Here is a 14,369-nt window from a genome sequence, read left to right as displayed (position 1 = left end):
GAAAAACCAGCCTTCAAGTACGAAGGCTGTTTTTTTGCGGAATGGATGACCAATACTGCTACTTTCGAATATGGACGCTGGAAAACACAAATTTATCGTAACGGTGCCGCGCAAACGAATATTCGAACGGCTCCCCGGTATTTAAAAAAGCGACCTGTTCGACTTCAAGCACCGGGTCGTCACTGGCGCACTCCAAATACTTTCTGTCCAGCTCGTTCGATTTATCGGCCCTGATTTTCCGGTGGGAGCCGGCGATGGTCAGTTTCAGCGTTTCGGTAATATGCCGATAAACTGAGCCGTGCAGCACCTCTTCATTCAATTCCGAAATCAGGTTTGAAGGCATATACGTTTCCTCAATAACATACGGTTCGCCTTCCACTTTCCGCAGCCGGATGATATGGTATACCGGAACGCTTTTTTCGATGGATAATTGCTTTGCCACTTCATCTTCCGGAAATTCGACATCGAATTGAATGACGGTGCTTTCGATTTGTTTGTTGGCGAGAAGTTTTGTCAAGCCGAGGTTTTCGCGATCCGTCACACTGACGGGAAGGTCTTGAATGGACGATTTGATGATGAAGGTGCCGTGTCCCCGTTTGCGGTACAGCATGCCTTCTGACACGAGGATGTCGAGCGCTCTTTTCATCGTCATTCTGCTGCAGGAAAATTCTCTGGCAAGGGACAGCTCATCAGGTATCGGCTGATCGTCCGGGTAATATCCTTCCCGGATTCTTTTCCTCATTTCATTTGAAATATATTCGTATTTTCTCATGTTTTAACCACCAGTACTAAGGATTCTGTTTGATATGAAGCGCCTTCTTTATCATTATATCGATTTCCTCAGGGAAATAAAAAGATGGCCGAAAAGACCATCTCCTTTTATATTCGTTTTGCCTCCAAAACCCTTAGCAGCCGAATGCTAAAAACCGCCCATCTCTGTCATGCGTTTGAACCAGTATCCGCTTTTTTTAATCGTCCGTTCGCCGTTTTTGTCAAGGTTGACTGATACAAAGCCGTAGCGGTTTTTATAAGCGTTCGTCCATGACCAGTTGTCCATAAAGGTCCACAGGTGATATCCCTTTACATTTGAGCCTTCCTGAATGGCCTTGTGAACCCATTTTAAGTGATCTTTTATAAATTCAATCCGGTAGTCATCATGAATCATTCCGTCTTCGCCGCGGAAGCGTTCCTCCCCTTCGACACCCATGCCGTTCTCCGAAACAAAGCATTCAATATTGCCGTAATTGTCTTTGAGATTCATCAAAATATCATATATGCCTTTTTCATAGATTTCCCATCCGCGGTGGCGGTTCATTTTTCTGCCCGGCATTTCATAATGGTCAAAGAAGCGCTCAGGCGTAAAAGGCGCGTTCGGATTTGGCAGATGTTCCTTCGCCTTCACCCGTCTCGGCTGATAATAGTTGATCCCGAGCAAATCAACCGTATTGGCTTTGATCAGCTCTAAATCGCCGGGCTTCACGTCGGGAAGGAAGCCATCCTCTTTTAATATATCAATTAAAAGTGAAGGAAACTCTCCTTTAACCGCAGGATCGAGAAATGATCGATTAAAGAAGGCGTCTGCTATTTCAGATGCTTTCACATCCTCGGGATGCCGGCTTCGCGGATAAGACGGCGTTACATTCAGGATGATGCCGATTTTTCCGTCTCCGCCGAGCCTGCGGTAAGCCTCAACCGCTTTGGCATTCGATAAAATCTCATGATAGGCGACCTGAACCGCTTTTTGAAAATCGATTTCGTTAGGATAATGAAAATCGTATAGATAGCCGCCTTCCACCGGAACAATCGGCTCATTATGCGTGAACCATGTCTTGACCCTGTCTCCGTACAGGCGGAAGCAGGTTTCCGCATAGGAGACGAAATGGCTGACGACTTCCCGGTTTTCCCAGCCGCCGATGTCCTGAAGGGCGAGCGGCATGTCGAAATGGTAAAGGTTGACGAAAGGCTCGATCCCCGCCGCTGTCAGTTCATCGATTACGTTATGATAAAAGGAAGCGCCTTCCTGATTTAATTCGCCTTTTCCCTCGGGAAAAAGCCTTGACCATGAAATCGAAAAACGGAACGAATGGTGTCCAAGCTCCTTCATCAGCTGGATGTCTTCTTTATACGTCTCATAAAAACGCGATGTCTCCTGAGGACCCACACCGTCAAAAAAGCGGTTCGGCTCTGCTTCGTACCAGTGATCCCAAATGTTCTTCCCTTTTCCTCCTTCATCCGCCGCCCCTTCAATTTGGGTGGCGGAGGCTGCAGATCCCCACCAAAAGCCTTTTGGAAAACGGTATTGGACCGGCTCTGTTTTTGCTTCTGTCTTTGACATGTGATCAATCTCCTTTTACAATCCTATCGTCTTGTTTTGATCGGGAACGTTGATTTCCTGTTCTTTCTTCAGATTCATGCGGTCGATGAATTTGAGGAACGGAAACCATATCGCAAAGACGACGGCTAAATTGACGATTTGCAGGATGCCGCCTGCAAGGGAATTGGTCGCCATCATGCCGCTGATAAAAATCGGGACCGTCCAAGGAATCGTAACGCCTGTAGGCGGAGGTACAAGGCCCGAGGCCATGGCAAAATACGTAATCAGCGTGACGACCATCGGTGATACGACCCACGGAATGATAATCAGCGGATTCATGACGATCGGCAGCCCGAAAATAATCGGCTCATTGACGTTGAATATCCCCGGAGCTGCTCCGAGCTTAGCCACCTGCTTCATCTGCTTGCTTCTCATAAAGAGCAAAATCGCGATGATGACGGCTAAAGTCATGCCGGTTCCGCCCATTCCGACGGTATACACTTCCATAAACTGCTTATTGATAATGTGCGGCATTTCCCCCGTCGCCGTATAACTATTCAAATTTTCCAATGAAAGCGTGTTCCAAATCGGGTCCATGACAGAGTTGATGATGATTTGGCCGTGTAGCCCGAAAAACCAAAGCAGCTGGGTAAAAAATATCGCGATCAAAGTCGGAATAATGCCGCTTCCCAGACCGACAAGCGGAGCCTGAACAAGATTGTAGATCAAATCGTGCATATTCGTGCTGAACGCCTGAGTGATCATGATATTGATAATTAAATAGACCGACAGCGTCATCACGGCCGGAATGAGCGCCGCGAATGATTTTGATACGGCTGGCGGAACGCCTGCAGGCATTTTGATCGTATAATTTTTTTGGACAAAAAATCTGAAAATCTCGGCTGATGTAAACGCGGTGATCATTCCGAGAAACATCCCTTTTGCGCCAAGCCTGTCGACCGGGATGACATTGGCAATCGTTTCTCCGCCTTCACTGTTTAAGATAAACGGCGTCAAAACGAGGAAAGATGCCAATGCGACGACTCCCCCGAATACGGCCTCAACCTCATAGCTTTTCGACAGGTAGTAGCCGATGCCGAAGACGACGAAAACGGACATTATGTTAATCGTCGCACTCGGCGCGATGCTTAGGGCAGATTGAAACGCTTCAAGCGCAGATTTGCTCATCATTTTATCGAGGAACGGCAAATTGGTTAATACGACGATGATCGACCCGAAAATCGTAAGCGGAAAAGCCAGCATGAACGCGTCCCTAAGCACGCCTAAATATCTGTTGTTATTGAGCTTTCCGGCAATCGGAACCAAAATATTGCTCAGTTTTTCAAACACGGCCTTCTCTCCCCTTCTATTTCTTTGATTCTGACATTTTGTCTTTAAAGATTTCCAGCAGCTCATAAACGAGCTCCTTCATCGACAGCTCGACATGAAATGGTCCTTAGCATGCATGAGAAGCAGGGAGACATCCTGCTTTTCTCCGCCTGCTTCCTGCTGAACCATTTGGAAATGGATGTCGTGGGACTGCTGCAGATCGTCACCGGCCTGAACGAGCAGCTCATCCGCTTTCTCGATGTTTCCTTCTTTATATTCCCTCAAGGACTGGATGATTTTGCTGCGTGCGTTTCCGCTGTGAAGAATCAGCTGAAAGCAAATTTGCTCATGCGTTAATTCGCCGAATGTTGTTTTTTCCATCACATTCAATCTCCTATCAGGCTTATGGCCTGTTCATACGCTTTTTTTCCGTCCGCCATTCCATAAGCCGCCATATCGATCACATCGACCCGAATTCCATATTTGTCCGCTTCTTTTTGAAGCTCGTTTTTTAAAAAGCTCATCTGCGGCCCGATTAGCACAACATGTGCCTGGTCCATTTCTTTTTTCGCCTGATCCTGTCCGACCGCCCATATTTTCGCCTCGTCTCCGATTGATCTTGCATATTCCTCCATTTTGGTGACGAGAAGGCTGGTCGACATTCCTGAACTGCATGCCAGCAGAATTTTCTTCATGTTTGATCCCCTTTCTTTATTTAAAAGCGCTTTCATTATCTATTATTATATCTTTTCATTTTTAAATGTCTATACATTTAAAAATAAATGTTTGTATTTATTTTGACGAATAAAAAGCCCTCTCATCTGAGAGGGCTTCAGACCGTTGACAAAACAGGTCGGATTTTTAAAATCCGACCTGTTTTTGTCCATTTTATTCTATTATTTCGATCAGAAGGCTGGCGGTTAGGACCTTTCCAGGTCCAATTCGCCAGCTTTTTCAGATTCATGGCAGCGAAAACAAGCATCGCCTGCATGGACAATTTTTTCTTTCCCCGTAGGGTTGTCCAGCGCAGGCCATGCTTATGTTTTAAATCGGCAAAAACTCGTTCGATCGTCTCTTTACGTTTGGCATAGATTTGTTTATTCTCTTCCGTATGCCGAAGATGATCAGCTTCGTCTAAATGATCCTGCCAGATATGTCTGTGAATCATCTTTCGATGATCTCTACTTTCTGTACATGTATGTAGTAATGGACATGGTTTACATCGTTTTGGATCTGAAGCATACTCTCGATAACCTTGCCGATTGGTTGTGCGATAGGAGAGAATATGGTCTTGCGGGCAGATATAGACATCATAAAATTCATCGTAAACATACTCGTGTTTTCTCATGAATCCTTTTTTGGTTTGCGGACGCGTGTAAGGCATAACAGGGCGAACGTTTTCTTCATGAAGAAATTTTGCGATAACCGGTGTTTTGTATCCGGCATCAACTGCGACCGTATGAGGCTTGGCAACGCGCTCTTTTACTTGTTGAAACAGCGACGCGAACACTTGGCTGTCATGGATATTGGCAGGCTCAACAACCGTTCCCAGCACAAATCCGTTCCGATCACAAGCTGTATGAAATCCATAGGCAAAAAGACGTTCTCGTTCGCCTTTGACAAAATATCCGCTCTCAGGATCAGTTGTACTTTCCTTTACTTCTCGTTCCTCTAAGCATCGCCTGGGCTTTAAGGGCTTTTTTCCGTTCGCTTCGCGATCGGCATTAATTTCTTGATCTAGCTGCTCCTGATAAGCTCTTGTTTCTTTTCTTACGATCTTTTTCACAAACTTTTTCTTATTGGCATTCGCTTTGACATGTGTGCTGTCGATGAAGGCGACCGAAGGATCGACGAGGCCGAGATCCATGGCTTGACGTAAAATCTTATAGAAGATTGTTTCAAATAGGTCTGTGTCATGAAAGCGACGTTCATAGTTTTTACTGAAGGTTGAAAAATGAGGGATTTTTTCAGAGAATCCATATCCAATAAACCAGCGATAGGCTACATCAGTTTCGATTCGCTTAATGGTTTCGCGCATGGAGCGATGACCAAACACGTATTGAATGAGCACCATTTTAATCAGTACAACAGGATCAATACTTGGACGCCCTTTTGAAGAATAAAGAGGGGCAACTTTTTCATAAATAAATGAAAAATCAATGGCTTCTTCCATCTTCCTGACCAAATGGTCTTCAGGTACAAGCTCACTTAAGGCAAAGACTTCAAGCTGTTCACGCTGATCTTTAGAGTGTTTGGTCAACATGGTAAAACCTCCAAAAATTAGATTCCACACACATTTTAACAAAAAAAGCTTGTCGATCAAGCCACTTTTTTTGTGACTTTGTCGACAAGCTGAAGCCCTCTCATCTGAGAGGGCTTTTGCATCATGTTTACCGCGCTTTTTTTTGAAAGAGGCGGACCGCCTCTTTCGGCACATAGAACGAGCCGTCGCTTTCTACGATCACGCTGTCTAATTCGTATTCTTTGCCTTTGATCCTGATGATGTTTTTGTTGACCGGCATTTCTGCTTTGACGTTTTTGCGCTCTGCGATAACAACCGGATTTGCAGGGTCTTTTTTATCAACTGTGACTCGCGCTCCTGCTTTCTTAAACGCCTGGCGTGCTTCGCTGAAGATGTCGTTTGTCAATCTGTCCAAATTGAAGCCCATCGCTTTCGCCATCGTTTTGGCTATGTCGGTATTCTCGAGAAGCCCCTGCGGTTTTTGGGGTCCGTAGGAATAAAGGAAGACGTCTTCCCCTGTATGGCCTCCTGTCGTAAAGCCGAGGTTCGCCCGGTTTGCCAGCAGCTTAACAAAAACCGAGGCAGCCGCTTTTTTGTCTTTTGCCCCTTTCAGCTGTTCTTTTTCAGATGCCGTTAAATTGTCGAGGCCGTAAAGCTGTGCGGCTTCTTCGATGTTTGATAAATCGTCTTTTAATTTGCCCGTTGCACCCTCAACCGTCATTTTTGCTTTTTTCAAAGGATCGATGTATGCCGACACAGGCGTTGAATCATAGCCTTTCGTCGTATTGCTGTTGCCGATCGATATCCCGCTGTTTCCATGGTCGGTGACGGCGATGACCATCGTATGTTTATCTTTTTCGGCGAATTTCAGCGCCTCTTTGACAGCATGATCAAATGCGAGCACATCGCTTATAATGCCGATCGGATCATTCTGGTGCGCTGCCCAGTCCGGCTTGCTTCCTTCAACAAATAAGAAGAAGCCGTCTTTATCCTTTGATAGCGTCTGAATCGACTTTTTCGTCATCTCGGCAAGCGTCGGCTGCTCGGGATGCGTCGTGCTTCTATCCATGTCATAAGCCAGATCGCGCTGGGAGAAAGCTCCCCAGATTTTTTTCGATTTTGAACGGAGGAGCTCATCCTTCGTTTCAACAAAATCGTATTTTTTATCTTTAATCACGTTCACTAAGTCTTCATTGTCCTTGCGGCTCTTTTCCTTCGTTCCCGGCTGAAGCGATTCCTTTCCTCCCCCGAGGACGACGTCGATATTTTGGTAAACCTGCTGTTCGCCGAGCACTTCGAAGTTATTGCGGTTCAAATGGTGTGCGGAGTAAGAAGCCGGCGTGGCGTGCTGAATTTCAGATGTGGCGATAATTCCGGTTGCTCTTCCGGTCTGCTTCGCCCCTTCCAATACATTTGCTAATGGCCGGAAATGATCTTTCTCGCTGATGGGTTCTGCGCCCGGCGAATTTACTACTGAAGGCAGCACGCCGACATATGAGGAGTTTGACTTGTGCCCTGTTGCCATCGCCGTTCCTGCCGGTGCTGAATCCGTAATCGCCGATTCTGCTGAATATGTTCTGACCCCGCCGGTGACGATTTTGTCAAGCGCAAGAGGCTCACCTTTATACCAGCGGGCCAAGGTTGTCGCCGTAGAGCTCGTTCCATCCATCACCATCATTATGACGTTTTTGACTTTGCGATCTTCCTTTTTTTTCGCTGTTTCCATCGCTGCACTGCCTGTACCCGCAGAACCTAACGCCACGGCACCCGCCAATGTGATGCCTGCGATCCTGTTTCGTAAAGAACCCATATGTACTCCCTCCATTACTGCTTTATTTCCTGACAAGCCTACACTATCAAACGATTGTAAACAGATTTTATGTTTTCTATTAATCTTATGTTTACTTTTTTGCGTTATGATAAAAGAAGACTTGCCGCCTTCTTTTTGTTTTACCCTTTTCCAGCTTGAAACCCGGGATATTTCGTCATTCCGCCGTCAACATACAGCGTCAGCCCCGTAACATAGCTCGCTTCATCTGACGCAAGCCAGGCGGCGCACGCCGCGACTTCTTCCGGCTTTCCGATATAGCCGATCGGGATCAGTTCGATGACCCCTTTTTTCAATTCCGGATCAGCGAATTTTTCGGCGTTGATCGGCGTGTCGATCGCGCCGGGCCCGATGGCGTTTACACGGATGCCTTTCGGAGCGTATTCGAGAGCGAGCGTTTCTGTAAGCAGTTTGGCTCCCCCTTTGCTTGCCGCATAATGGACGAAGTGAGGCCACGGGATCTGCTGGTGGACGGACGACATATTGATGACCGATCCTTTGATTCCATTATCAAGCATATATTTGAGGGCTTCCCGGCACCCTAAAAACATTCCCGTCAAATTTGTTGAAATGACGCGGTTCCAGTCTTCCAGCGACAAGTCTTCCGAAGGGACTTCGTTTTCAACCCCCGCGTTATTCACCATGATATCAACGGAGCCGAACGAATCAACCGCTTTTTGGATCAGCGCTTTGACGTCTTCTTCTTTTGAGACGTCTCCTCTGAGAGCGACTGCCTTTGAACCGCTTTTTTCAATTTCTTTCACCGTTTCCTCAGGATTTTCTTCTTCTTTAAAATAGTTGATGACGACATTTGCCTTTTCCATACCGAACCGCAATGCCATCGCTTTCCCAAGGCCTGTCCCGGCACCTGTGATCACAACCGTTTTTCCGCTTAGACTCGGATACATGTTATCGATTACCTCCTTAATTTTAAACGCTGTGTGTTGATAGGTTGCCACAGAACAGCTGAAAGAATGCATGAAAAAACCGCAAGCCATAGGCTTGCGGTTTTCGTTTATATACGCTTATTTCATCCACTCAGTATGGAAAATGCCTTCTTTGTCTGTGCGCTCATACGTATGGGCACCGAAGTAGTCGCGCTGAGCCTGAATAAGGTTGGCAGGCAGCGTCGCTGTGCGGTAGCTGTCAAAATAAGCGAGTGCGCTTGAGAAGCACGGCACCGGAATTCCTTGTTCAACCGCAAGGGAAATCGTTTTCCGGAGCGCTCCTTGATAGCTTTCCACAATATCTTTGAAGTAAGGGTCGAGCAGGAGATTGTCAAGCTCTGGGTTACGATCATACGCATCTTTGATTTTTTGCAGGAAGGCCGCACGGATGATGCATCCTCCGCGGAAAATCATCGCGATATCGCCGTATTTCAAATCCCAGCCGTATTCTTCTGAAGCGGCTTTCATTTGGGCAAAGCCTTGCGCATAAGAACAGATTTTACTCATGAAGAGGGCTTTTCTGACCGCTTCAATTAATTCTTCTTTGTTTTCAGTTACCGGTTTCGCTTCAGGACCTGTAAGCAGCTTGCTCGCTTTGACGCGCTCTTCTTTCATTGCCGAGATAAAACGGGCAAACACGGATTCCGTAATGATCGGAAGCGGCACGCCAAGGTCGAGCGCGCTTTGGCTTGTCCATTTACCTGTGCCTTTTTGGCCTGCTTTGTCCAAAATCACATCAACAAGCGGTTTGCCTGTTTCTTCGTCTTTTTTCGTAAAAATATCGGCGGTGATCTCGATCAGGTAACTGTCAAGCTCTCCTTTGTTCCACTCTGAGAACACTTCGTGCAGCTCATCAGACGATAAACCGACAAGGTGTTTCAGAATAAAGTAAGACTCGGAAATCAGCTGCATGTCACCGTACTCGATGCCGTTGTGGACCATTTTGACATAATGGCCTGCACCGTCAGGTCCGATATACGTTGTGCAAGGTTCACCGTCAACTTTTGCCGAAATCGCTTCAAGAATCGGTTTGACGAGCTCGTGGGCTTCTTTTTGTCCGCCCGGCATGATAGACGGGCCTTTCAGCGCGCCTTCTTCACCGCCGGAAACGCCTGTGCCGATAAAGTGAATGCCGCTTTCGGCAAGCTCTTGGTTGCGTCTTTGCGTATCTTTATAGTATGTATTTCCGCCGTCGATCAGGATATCGCCTTTTTCAAGATGAGGAAGAAGCGACTGGATCGTAGCGTCCGTCGGCGTTCCCGCTTTGACCATCAAAAGGATTTTGCGAGGTTTTTCAAGAGACTCGACAAACTCTTCAATGCTGAATGTGCCGACGACATTTTTGCCTTTGGCTTCTTCTAAAAACTCCTCCGTTTTCGCGCTTGATCTGTTGTATACAGAAACCGAAAATCCGCGGCTTTCAATATTTAAAGCCAAGTTTTTTCCCATTACCGCTAAACCAACTACACCTATTTGCTGTTTTGCCATGTCTAACGTCCCTTCTAAAGCGCTTTGCATATACTTTTTAATTTGTGTTTGTAAGATGAAAATACCATACTTTGACCCATCTTTTCAAGCTATTGATCCTTTCTCTGTTCCTGGAAAAAATCTTTATTGAAGCTTGTTCCGCTTGAGTTGCTCTCTTTTTTGACGACTCTGACCCCTTTTTTGATGAGATCAGTACCGTACTTTTCGTTCAGCTCGTTCATCAGCTTTTGAATCGGTTCGTCTTTGGCATCCTCCTGAAATGAAAACAAATCGAGCTGTTTGAAGGCTTCATCCCGTTTCACGAGTCCTGTGCCCGTCACGCCGAGCAGCCTGACCGCATTTCCCTGCCAATGCTGATGAAAAAGCGCTTTAGCTGCGCTGGCAATCTCATCGGCCCGATCTGTCGGGTTTTGAAGAGTCTTGCTCCTTGTGATGTTCGTCCAGTCGGCATAGCGGATCATGATAAAGATTTTCGAAGCCATGACGTCCTTTCGCCTCAGCCTGTCGCTGACCGAGCCGGCCAGTTTGTCAAACAGCCTGCCCAGCTCCTTTTCATCCGTGCTGTCGTGCGGAAGGGTCGACGAATTGCCGACGCTTTTAAATTCGTATATTCTGTCGGGATTGACCTCGCCGTTATCGATTCCGTTCGCCCTTCTTTTCAGCCTCGGGCCGTTGATGCCTAAAAGCTGCTTTAATGCGAATTCATCAGCGGCTGCCAGATCCCCGATCTTTTCGATGTTCAGCGTTCTTAGCTTTTCAGCGGTTTTTTGGCCGATTCCATACATTTCGCCGATATCCATCGGCCAGAGTACGTCAGGCACCTCCCGTTTTCGCAAAATGGTAATGCCGAGCGGTTTTTTCATATCTGAAGCCATTTTGGCTAAAAATTTATTCGGCGCAATTCCGATGCTTGACGGAAGCAGAAGTTCCTCCTGCAGACGCTTTTGAATCTCTAAGGCGGTTTCGTACGCTTTTTCCCGATACGGCGTATCAGTAAGATCCATATATCCTTCATCAATCGAGACGGGCTCGACGAGATCGGTGTATTCCCTTAAGACTTCAAACATTTCCTTCGAGGAGCTTCTGTAGCGGCCGAAGTTCGGCGGTTTGACAATCAGGTCCGGACAGATGCGCTTCGCCTCCCAGAGCGGCATGGGCGGTTTTACGCCGCGGGCTCTCGCCTCATAGCTGCAAGTCACGACAATCCCCTTTCGTTCTTTCGCATTGCCGGCGATGGCGAGGGGCTTTCCGCTCAAGGAGGGATCGAATGCCGTTTCAACAGACGCGTAGAAGCTGTTCATATCGATGTGAAAAATGATTCTTCCTTTTTTCAAAACGGCTCCCTCCCTTGCTCTGATTAGACATACGACCGTACATATAGTAAGATGTTATTGAAACGGAAGTGATAATCGTGATTCTCGAATCCTTTAACGATGCTTTTTTTCTGTTTGAGTTTTTCACAATCATTCTGCCCGCGCTGACGGCGATCGGAATCGCCCTTCTGCTCAAGCATTGCAGCACGGGGGAAAATTGGAAAACGAAACGGATTGAAGAATATAAAACGATTCATTTCATTTATCGAATCGATTTTCTCGTTATCCTATATCATCGCATTACCTTATGGATTAGTAAAGTCATTCGCATGAAGGCTTCGTCGAATGATGATGAAGACCATCGTTTCCTTCTTCTTGCCATTTAAATAGCGACAGGGCTCTAAAAAGCCCTCAAATGAAGAAGGAGGAACACATGTTGAACAAGAAATTAACGCGACTAGTTACGATTGCAATGTTTTTGATGATGACCTTATTTGTAGGAGAGCACGCTTCTGCCGCCGGAACAGCCGCAGCAGACAACGGAAATATATTCCAACATTATATCGTGCTGCCTTTTTCAAATCTGATTAAAGGAATCGCCGGTTTTTTCCACGGCAGCTATGGACTTTCCATTATCGTCGTGACGATCATCGTCCGCTTCCTCGTGATGCCTTTGTTTGCCAATCAATACAAAAAACAGCGGGTCATGCAGGAAAAAATGGCGCTGGTCAAGCCTGAAATGGATGCCATTCAAAGCAAATTGAAAAAGACGAAAGACCCTGTTAAACAAAGGGAAATTCAGCAGGAAATGATGCAGCTCTACCAAAAGCATAACATCAATCCGCTGGCGATGGGCTGTCTGCCGATGCTGATCCAATTTCCGATTTTGATCGGTTTTTATTACGCCATCCGGTCGACGCCTGAAATCGCATCGCACACTTTCCTTTGGTTCAACCTGGGACATTCGGACATCTTCATGTCTTTATGCGCCGGCTTTATGTATTTTATCCAGTTCTACGTATCGCAAAAATTAAACGCCCAAAACGCGGCACAGTCCAACCCGGCGGCACAGCAGTCGGCAAAAATCATGGGCTTCTTTTTCCCGGTGATGATGACGGTCTTTTCAATCAACGTACCGGCTGCCCTCCCGCTCTACTGGATGACGAGCGGATTGTTCCTGACGGTTCAGAACGTTGTCTTTCATCAAATGTACAAAAAGAATAAAGGAATCGAACCGGCGGGTTCGGCTTCAAAATAAAAAGGTTGCGCCAAATGCGGCGCAGCCTTTTTTGTTGTGTTTATCATCCGGCTGCCGTTTCCTCGCGTTCAAAGCTTTCGGAAATCGCCTCAAAGCCTTCGATTTTTTCCACGATGGCGTCTGGATCTAATTGAATGATCAGTTCGCCGTTCCGTTCGAGAACGCCTGTGAAGCAATCGGCCTGCATGTGAAACGGCTTGATGTCGCCGTCATTGATCGGAATCATCTCTTTTGCATCGGAGACAAGCAAGCCGGCGGGTCCTGTTTGTGATGAAAAAATCAGCAGCTTGCTTTTGTCATCGATCGAAAGCGGCTTATGATGCAGGATGACGCCCGTGTCTAAGACCGGAACGATCTCATCCCTGATCCTGGTGATCCCGCGGACTTCGGGAGGAAGCCCGTTGATCTCTTTCAGATGTCCTATCCGTTCAATCCCCAAGATGTGACGGATGTCTGCCCCATAATCTTCCTGATTCACTTGAAAAAGAATGGCATGTTGATTTTCCACGTAAAACCCCTGCCTTTATGATGGATTTGCAACTTCCTCAATAATCGCAATGACCATTTCTGCAGTCTTGACAAGCTCCTCAACCGGCATTTTTTCGTTTTTCGTATGGATCTCTTCATAACCTACGGCAAGGTTGACCGTCGGAATGCCGTGTCCTGCGATGACGTTGGCATCGCTTCCCCCTCCGCTCGTCAGCAGTTTATGCGGGCGTCCGATCTTTTCGGCTGCTTTTTTCGCGACTTCCACTACGAGGTCGCCGTCCTTGTATTTAAAGCCGGGATACATGACTGCAATCTCAACTTCGGCGCGGCCTCCCATTTCAGCGGCTGCCGTTTCAAAAGCCGCTTTCATTTTCTCTGTCTGCTGTTTCATTTTTTCGGGAACGAGCGAGCGGGCTTCGGCTAATATTTCAACCTGGTCGCAGACGATATTTGTTTGGGTTCCGCCTTCAAAGCGGCCGATATTTGCCGTCGTCTCCTCGTCAATGCGGCCGAGCGGCATTTTGGCAATCGCTTTTGATGCGATCGTAATGGCGGAAACGCCTTTTTCCGGTTCTACCCCTGCGTGCGCCGTTTTTCCGAAGATCGACGCTTTTATTTTCGCCTGCGTCGGCGCGGCCACGATGATGTCTCCGACCTTGCCGTCTGAATCAAGGGCATAGCCGTATTTAGCCGTAATGAGCGAACGGTCCAGAGCCTTCGCTCCGACAAGTCCGGATTCTTCGCCGGCGGTAATGATAAATTGGATCGTTCCGTGCGGAATGTTCTTCTCTTTCAGAACTTTGACGGCTTCAAGCATAGCCGCAAGCCCAGCTTTATCATCTGCTCCCAGAATCGTCGTGCCGTCTGTTTTCACGTAGCCGTTTTCAACGACGGGCTTTACACCGTTTCCGGGAACGACGGTATCCATATGTGACGTAAAATAGATGGCATCGGCTTCTTTTGTTCCGTGAAGCGTACATATGAGATTGCCGGCGCCGTGTCCGGTTCTTTCCGCGCTGTCGTCCTCAATGACATCCAGTCCGAGAGCGGTGAATTTTTCTTTCAGCACTTTGCAGATGGCTGCTTCGTGTTTTGTTTCAGAATCGATTTGCACAAGTTCCAGAAACTCTTCCAACAGGCGTTTTTCATTCATGGTAGTTC

At 47.0% G+C, this 14,369-nt stretch carries 13 protein-coding genes and 1 pseudogene; 2 read left to right on the top strand and 12 right to left on the bottom strand.

Going from position 1 to position 14,369, the window contains the following annotated elements; genetic code table 11:
* Positions 1-58: 58 nt before the first annotated feature.
* The 10 genes and pseudogenes from MHB78_RS10150 to MHB78_RS10105 form a co-directional block, all read right to left on the bottom strand.
* The gene (locus tag MHB78_RS10150) at positions 59-772 is read right to left on the bottom strand and encodes a GntR family transcriptional regulator (RefSeq protein ID WP_046132374.1); all 714 of its coding nucleotides are present in this window, start codon (positions 770-772) and stop codon (positions 59-61) included.
* 147 nt (positions 773-919) lie between these two features.
* Positions 920-2,335 carry a glycoside hydrolase family 1 protein gene (locus MHB78_RS10145; protein WP_046132373.1) on the bottom strand — a complete coding sequence of 472 codons (1,416 nt, stop codon included), beginning with the start codon at positions 2,333-2,335 and terminating at the stop codon, positions 920-922.
* A 15-nt stretch (positions 2,336-2,350) separates the two neighbouring features.
* On the bottom strand, positions 2,351-3,664 hold the full coding sequence (celB, locus tag MHB78_RS10140; RefSeq protein ID WP_046132372.1) for a PTS cellobiose transporter subunit IIC: 1,314 nt from the start codon (positions 3,662-3,664) through the stop codon (positions 2,351-2,353).
* A gap of 16 nt (positions 3,665-3,680) precedes the next feature.
* Positions 3,681-4,024: pseudogene (locus MHB78_RS10135) on the bottom strand (PTS lactose/cellobiose transporter subunit IIA).
* A 5-nt stretch (positions 4,025-4,029) separates the two neighbouring features.
* A complete protein-coding gene (locus MHB78_RS10130) occupies positions 4,030-4,338 on the bottom strand; it encodes a PTS sugar transporter subunit IIB (RefSeq protein WP_046132371.1) in 309 nt (102 codons plus the stop codon).
* A gap of 137 nt (positions 4,339-4,475) precedes the next feature.
* On the bottom strand, positions 4,476-5,906 hold the full coding sequence (locus MHB78_RS10125; protein ID WP_065894240.1) for an IS1182 family transposase: 1,431 nt from the start codon (positions 5,904-5,906) through the stop codon (positions 4,476-4,478).
* 127 nt (positions 5,907-6,033) lie between these two features.
* Positions 6,034-7,695 (bottom strand): alkaline phosphatase, encoded by a 1,662-nt coding sequence (locus MHB78_RS10120; RefSeq protein ID WP_046131719.1) that lies wholly within the window; start codon positions 7,693-7,695, stop codon positions 6,034-6,036.
* A 140-nt stretch (positions 7,696-7,835) separates the two neighbouring features.
* Entirely contained in the window at positions 7,836-8,621 is a 786-nt protein-coding gene (locus MHB78_RS10115; protein WP_046131720.1) for an SDR family oxidoreductase, read from the bottom strand.
* A gap of 117 nt (positions 8,622-8,738) precedes the next feature.
* Positions 8,739-10,148, bottom strand: coding sequence for an NADP-dependent phosphogluconate dehydrogenase (gene gndA / locus MHB78_RS10110; protein ID WP_046131721.1), 1,410 nt, complete (start codon positions 10,146-10,148; stop codon positions 8,739-8,741).
* 89 nt (positions 10,149-10,237) lie between these two features.
* Entirely contained in the window at positions 10,238-11,506 is a 1,269-nt protein-coding gene (locus MHB78_RS10105; protein ID WP_082094131.1) for a DNA polymerase IV, read from the bottom strand.
* Between the two features lie 53 nt (positions 11,507-11,559).
* Here MHB78_RS10105 and MHB78_RS10100 point away from each other — a divergent pair, with 53 nt between their 5' ends.
* Both MHB78_RS10100 and MHB78_RS10095 read left to right on the top strand, forming a co-directional pair.
* Positions 11,560-11,847, top strand: a complete 288-nt coding sequence (locus MHB78_RS10100; protein ID WP_046131722.1) for a hypothetical protein — start codon at positions 11,560-11,562, stop codon at positions 11,845-11,847.
* A 95-nt stretch (positions 11,848-11,942) separates the two neighbouring features.
* The gene (locus tag MHB78_RS10095; protein WP_231947499.1) at positions 11,943-12,719 is read left to right on the top strand and encodes a membrane protein insertase YidC; all 777 of its coding nucleotides are present in this window, start codon (positions 11,943-11,945) and stop codon (positions 12,717-12,719) included.
* Positions 12,720-12,762: 43 nt separating this feature from the next.
* Here MHB78_RS10095 and MHB78_RS10090 read toward each other — a convergent pair whose 3' ends face one another.
* Entirely contained in the window at positions 12,763-13,227 is a 465-nt protein-coding gene (locus MHB78_RS10090) for a chemotaxis protein CheW (RefSeq protein ID WP_046131724.1), read from the bottom strand.
* Positions 13,228-13,242: 15 nt separating this feature from the next.
* Positions 13,243-14,361: a M20/M25/M40 family metallo-hydrolase gene (locus MHB78_RS10085; protein ID WP_046131725.1), complete on the bottom strand. Its 1,119-nt coding sequence runs from the start codon at positions 14,359-14,361 to the stop codon at positions 13,243-13,245.
* Between the last annotated feature and the right edge of the window lie 8 nt (positions 14,362-14,369).

It is taken from the genome of Bacillus sp. FSL K6-0138 (genome assembly GCF_037982765.1).
In the GTDB taxonomy this organism is placed as follows: Bacteria; Bacillota; Bacilli; order Bacillales; family Bacillaceae; genus Bacillus; species Bacillus glycinifermentans.
Note: the sequence above shows the minus strand (reverse complement) of the source record. Positions and strands in the feature narration are given on the sequence as shown.

What these genes read in the sequence shown, in the direction of transcription:
- MHB78_RS10120 (WP_046131719.1), bottom strand. Translation starts at nt 7,695, where the DNA reads ATGGGTTCTTTACGAAACAGGATCGCAGGCATCACATTGGCGGGTGCC.
- MHB78_RS10150 (WP_046132374.1), bottom strand. Translation starts at nt 772, where the DNA reads ATGAGAAAATACGAATATATTTCAAATGAAATGAGGAAAAGAATCCGG.
- MHB78_RS10115 (WP_046131720.1), bottom strand. Translation starts at nt 8,621, where the DNA reads ATGTATCCGAGTCTAAGCGGAAAAACGGTTGTGATCACAGGTGCCGGG.
- MHB78_RS10125 (WP_065894240.1), bottom strand. Translation starts at nt 5,906, where the DNA reads ATGTTGACCAAACACTCTAAAGATCAGCGTGAACAGCTTGAAGTCTTT.
- MHB78_RS10085 (WP_046131725.1), bottom strand. Translation starts at nt 14,361, where the DNA reads ATGAATGAAAAACGCCTGTTGGAAGAGTTTCTGGAACTTGTGCAAATC.
- MHB78_RS10145 (WP_046132373.1), bottom strand. Translation starts at nt 2,335, where the DNA reads ATGTCAAAGACAGAAGCAAAAACAGAGCCGGTCCAATACCGTTTTCCA.
- MHB78_RS10130 (WP_046132371.1), bottom strand. Translation starts at nt 4,338, where the DNA reads ATGAAGAAAATTCTGCTGGCATGCAGTTCAGGAATGTCGACCAGCCTT.
- gndA (WP_046131721.1), bottom strand. Translation starts at nt 10,148, where the DNA reads ATGGCAAAACAGCAAATAGGTGTAGTTGGTTTAGCGGTAATGGGAAAA.
- MHB78_RS10095 (WP_231947499.1), top strand. Translation starts at nt 11,943, where the DNA reads ATGATGACCTTATTTGTAGGAGAGCACGCTTCTGCCGCCGGAACAGCC.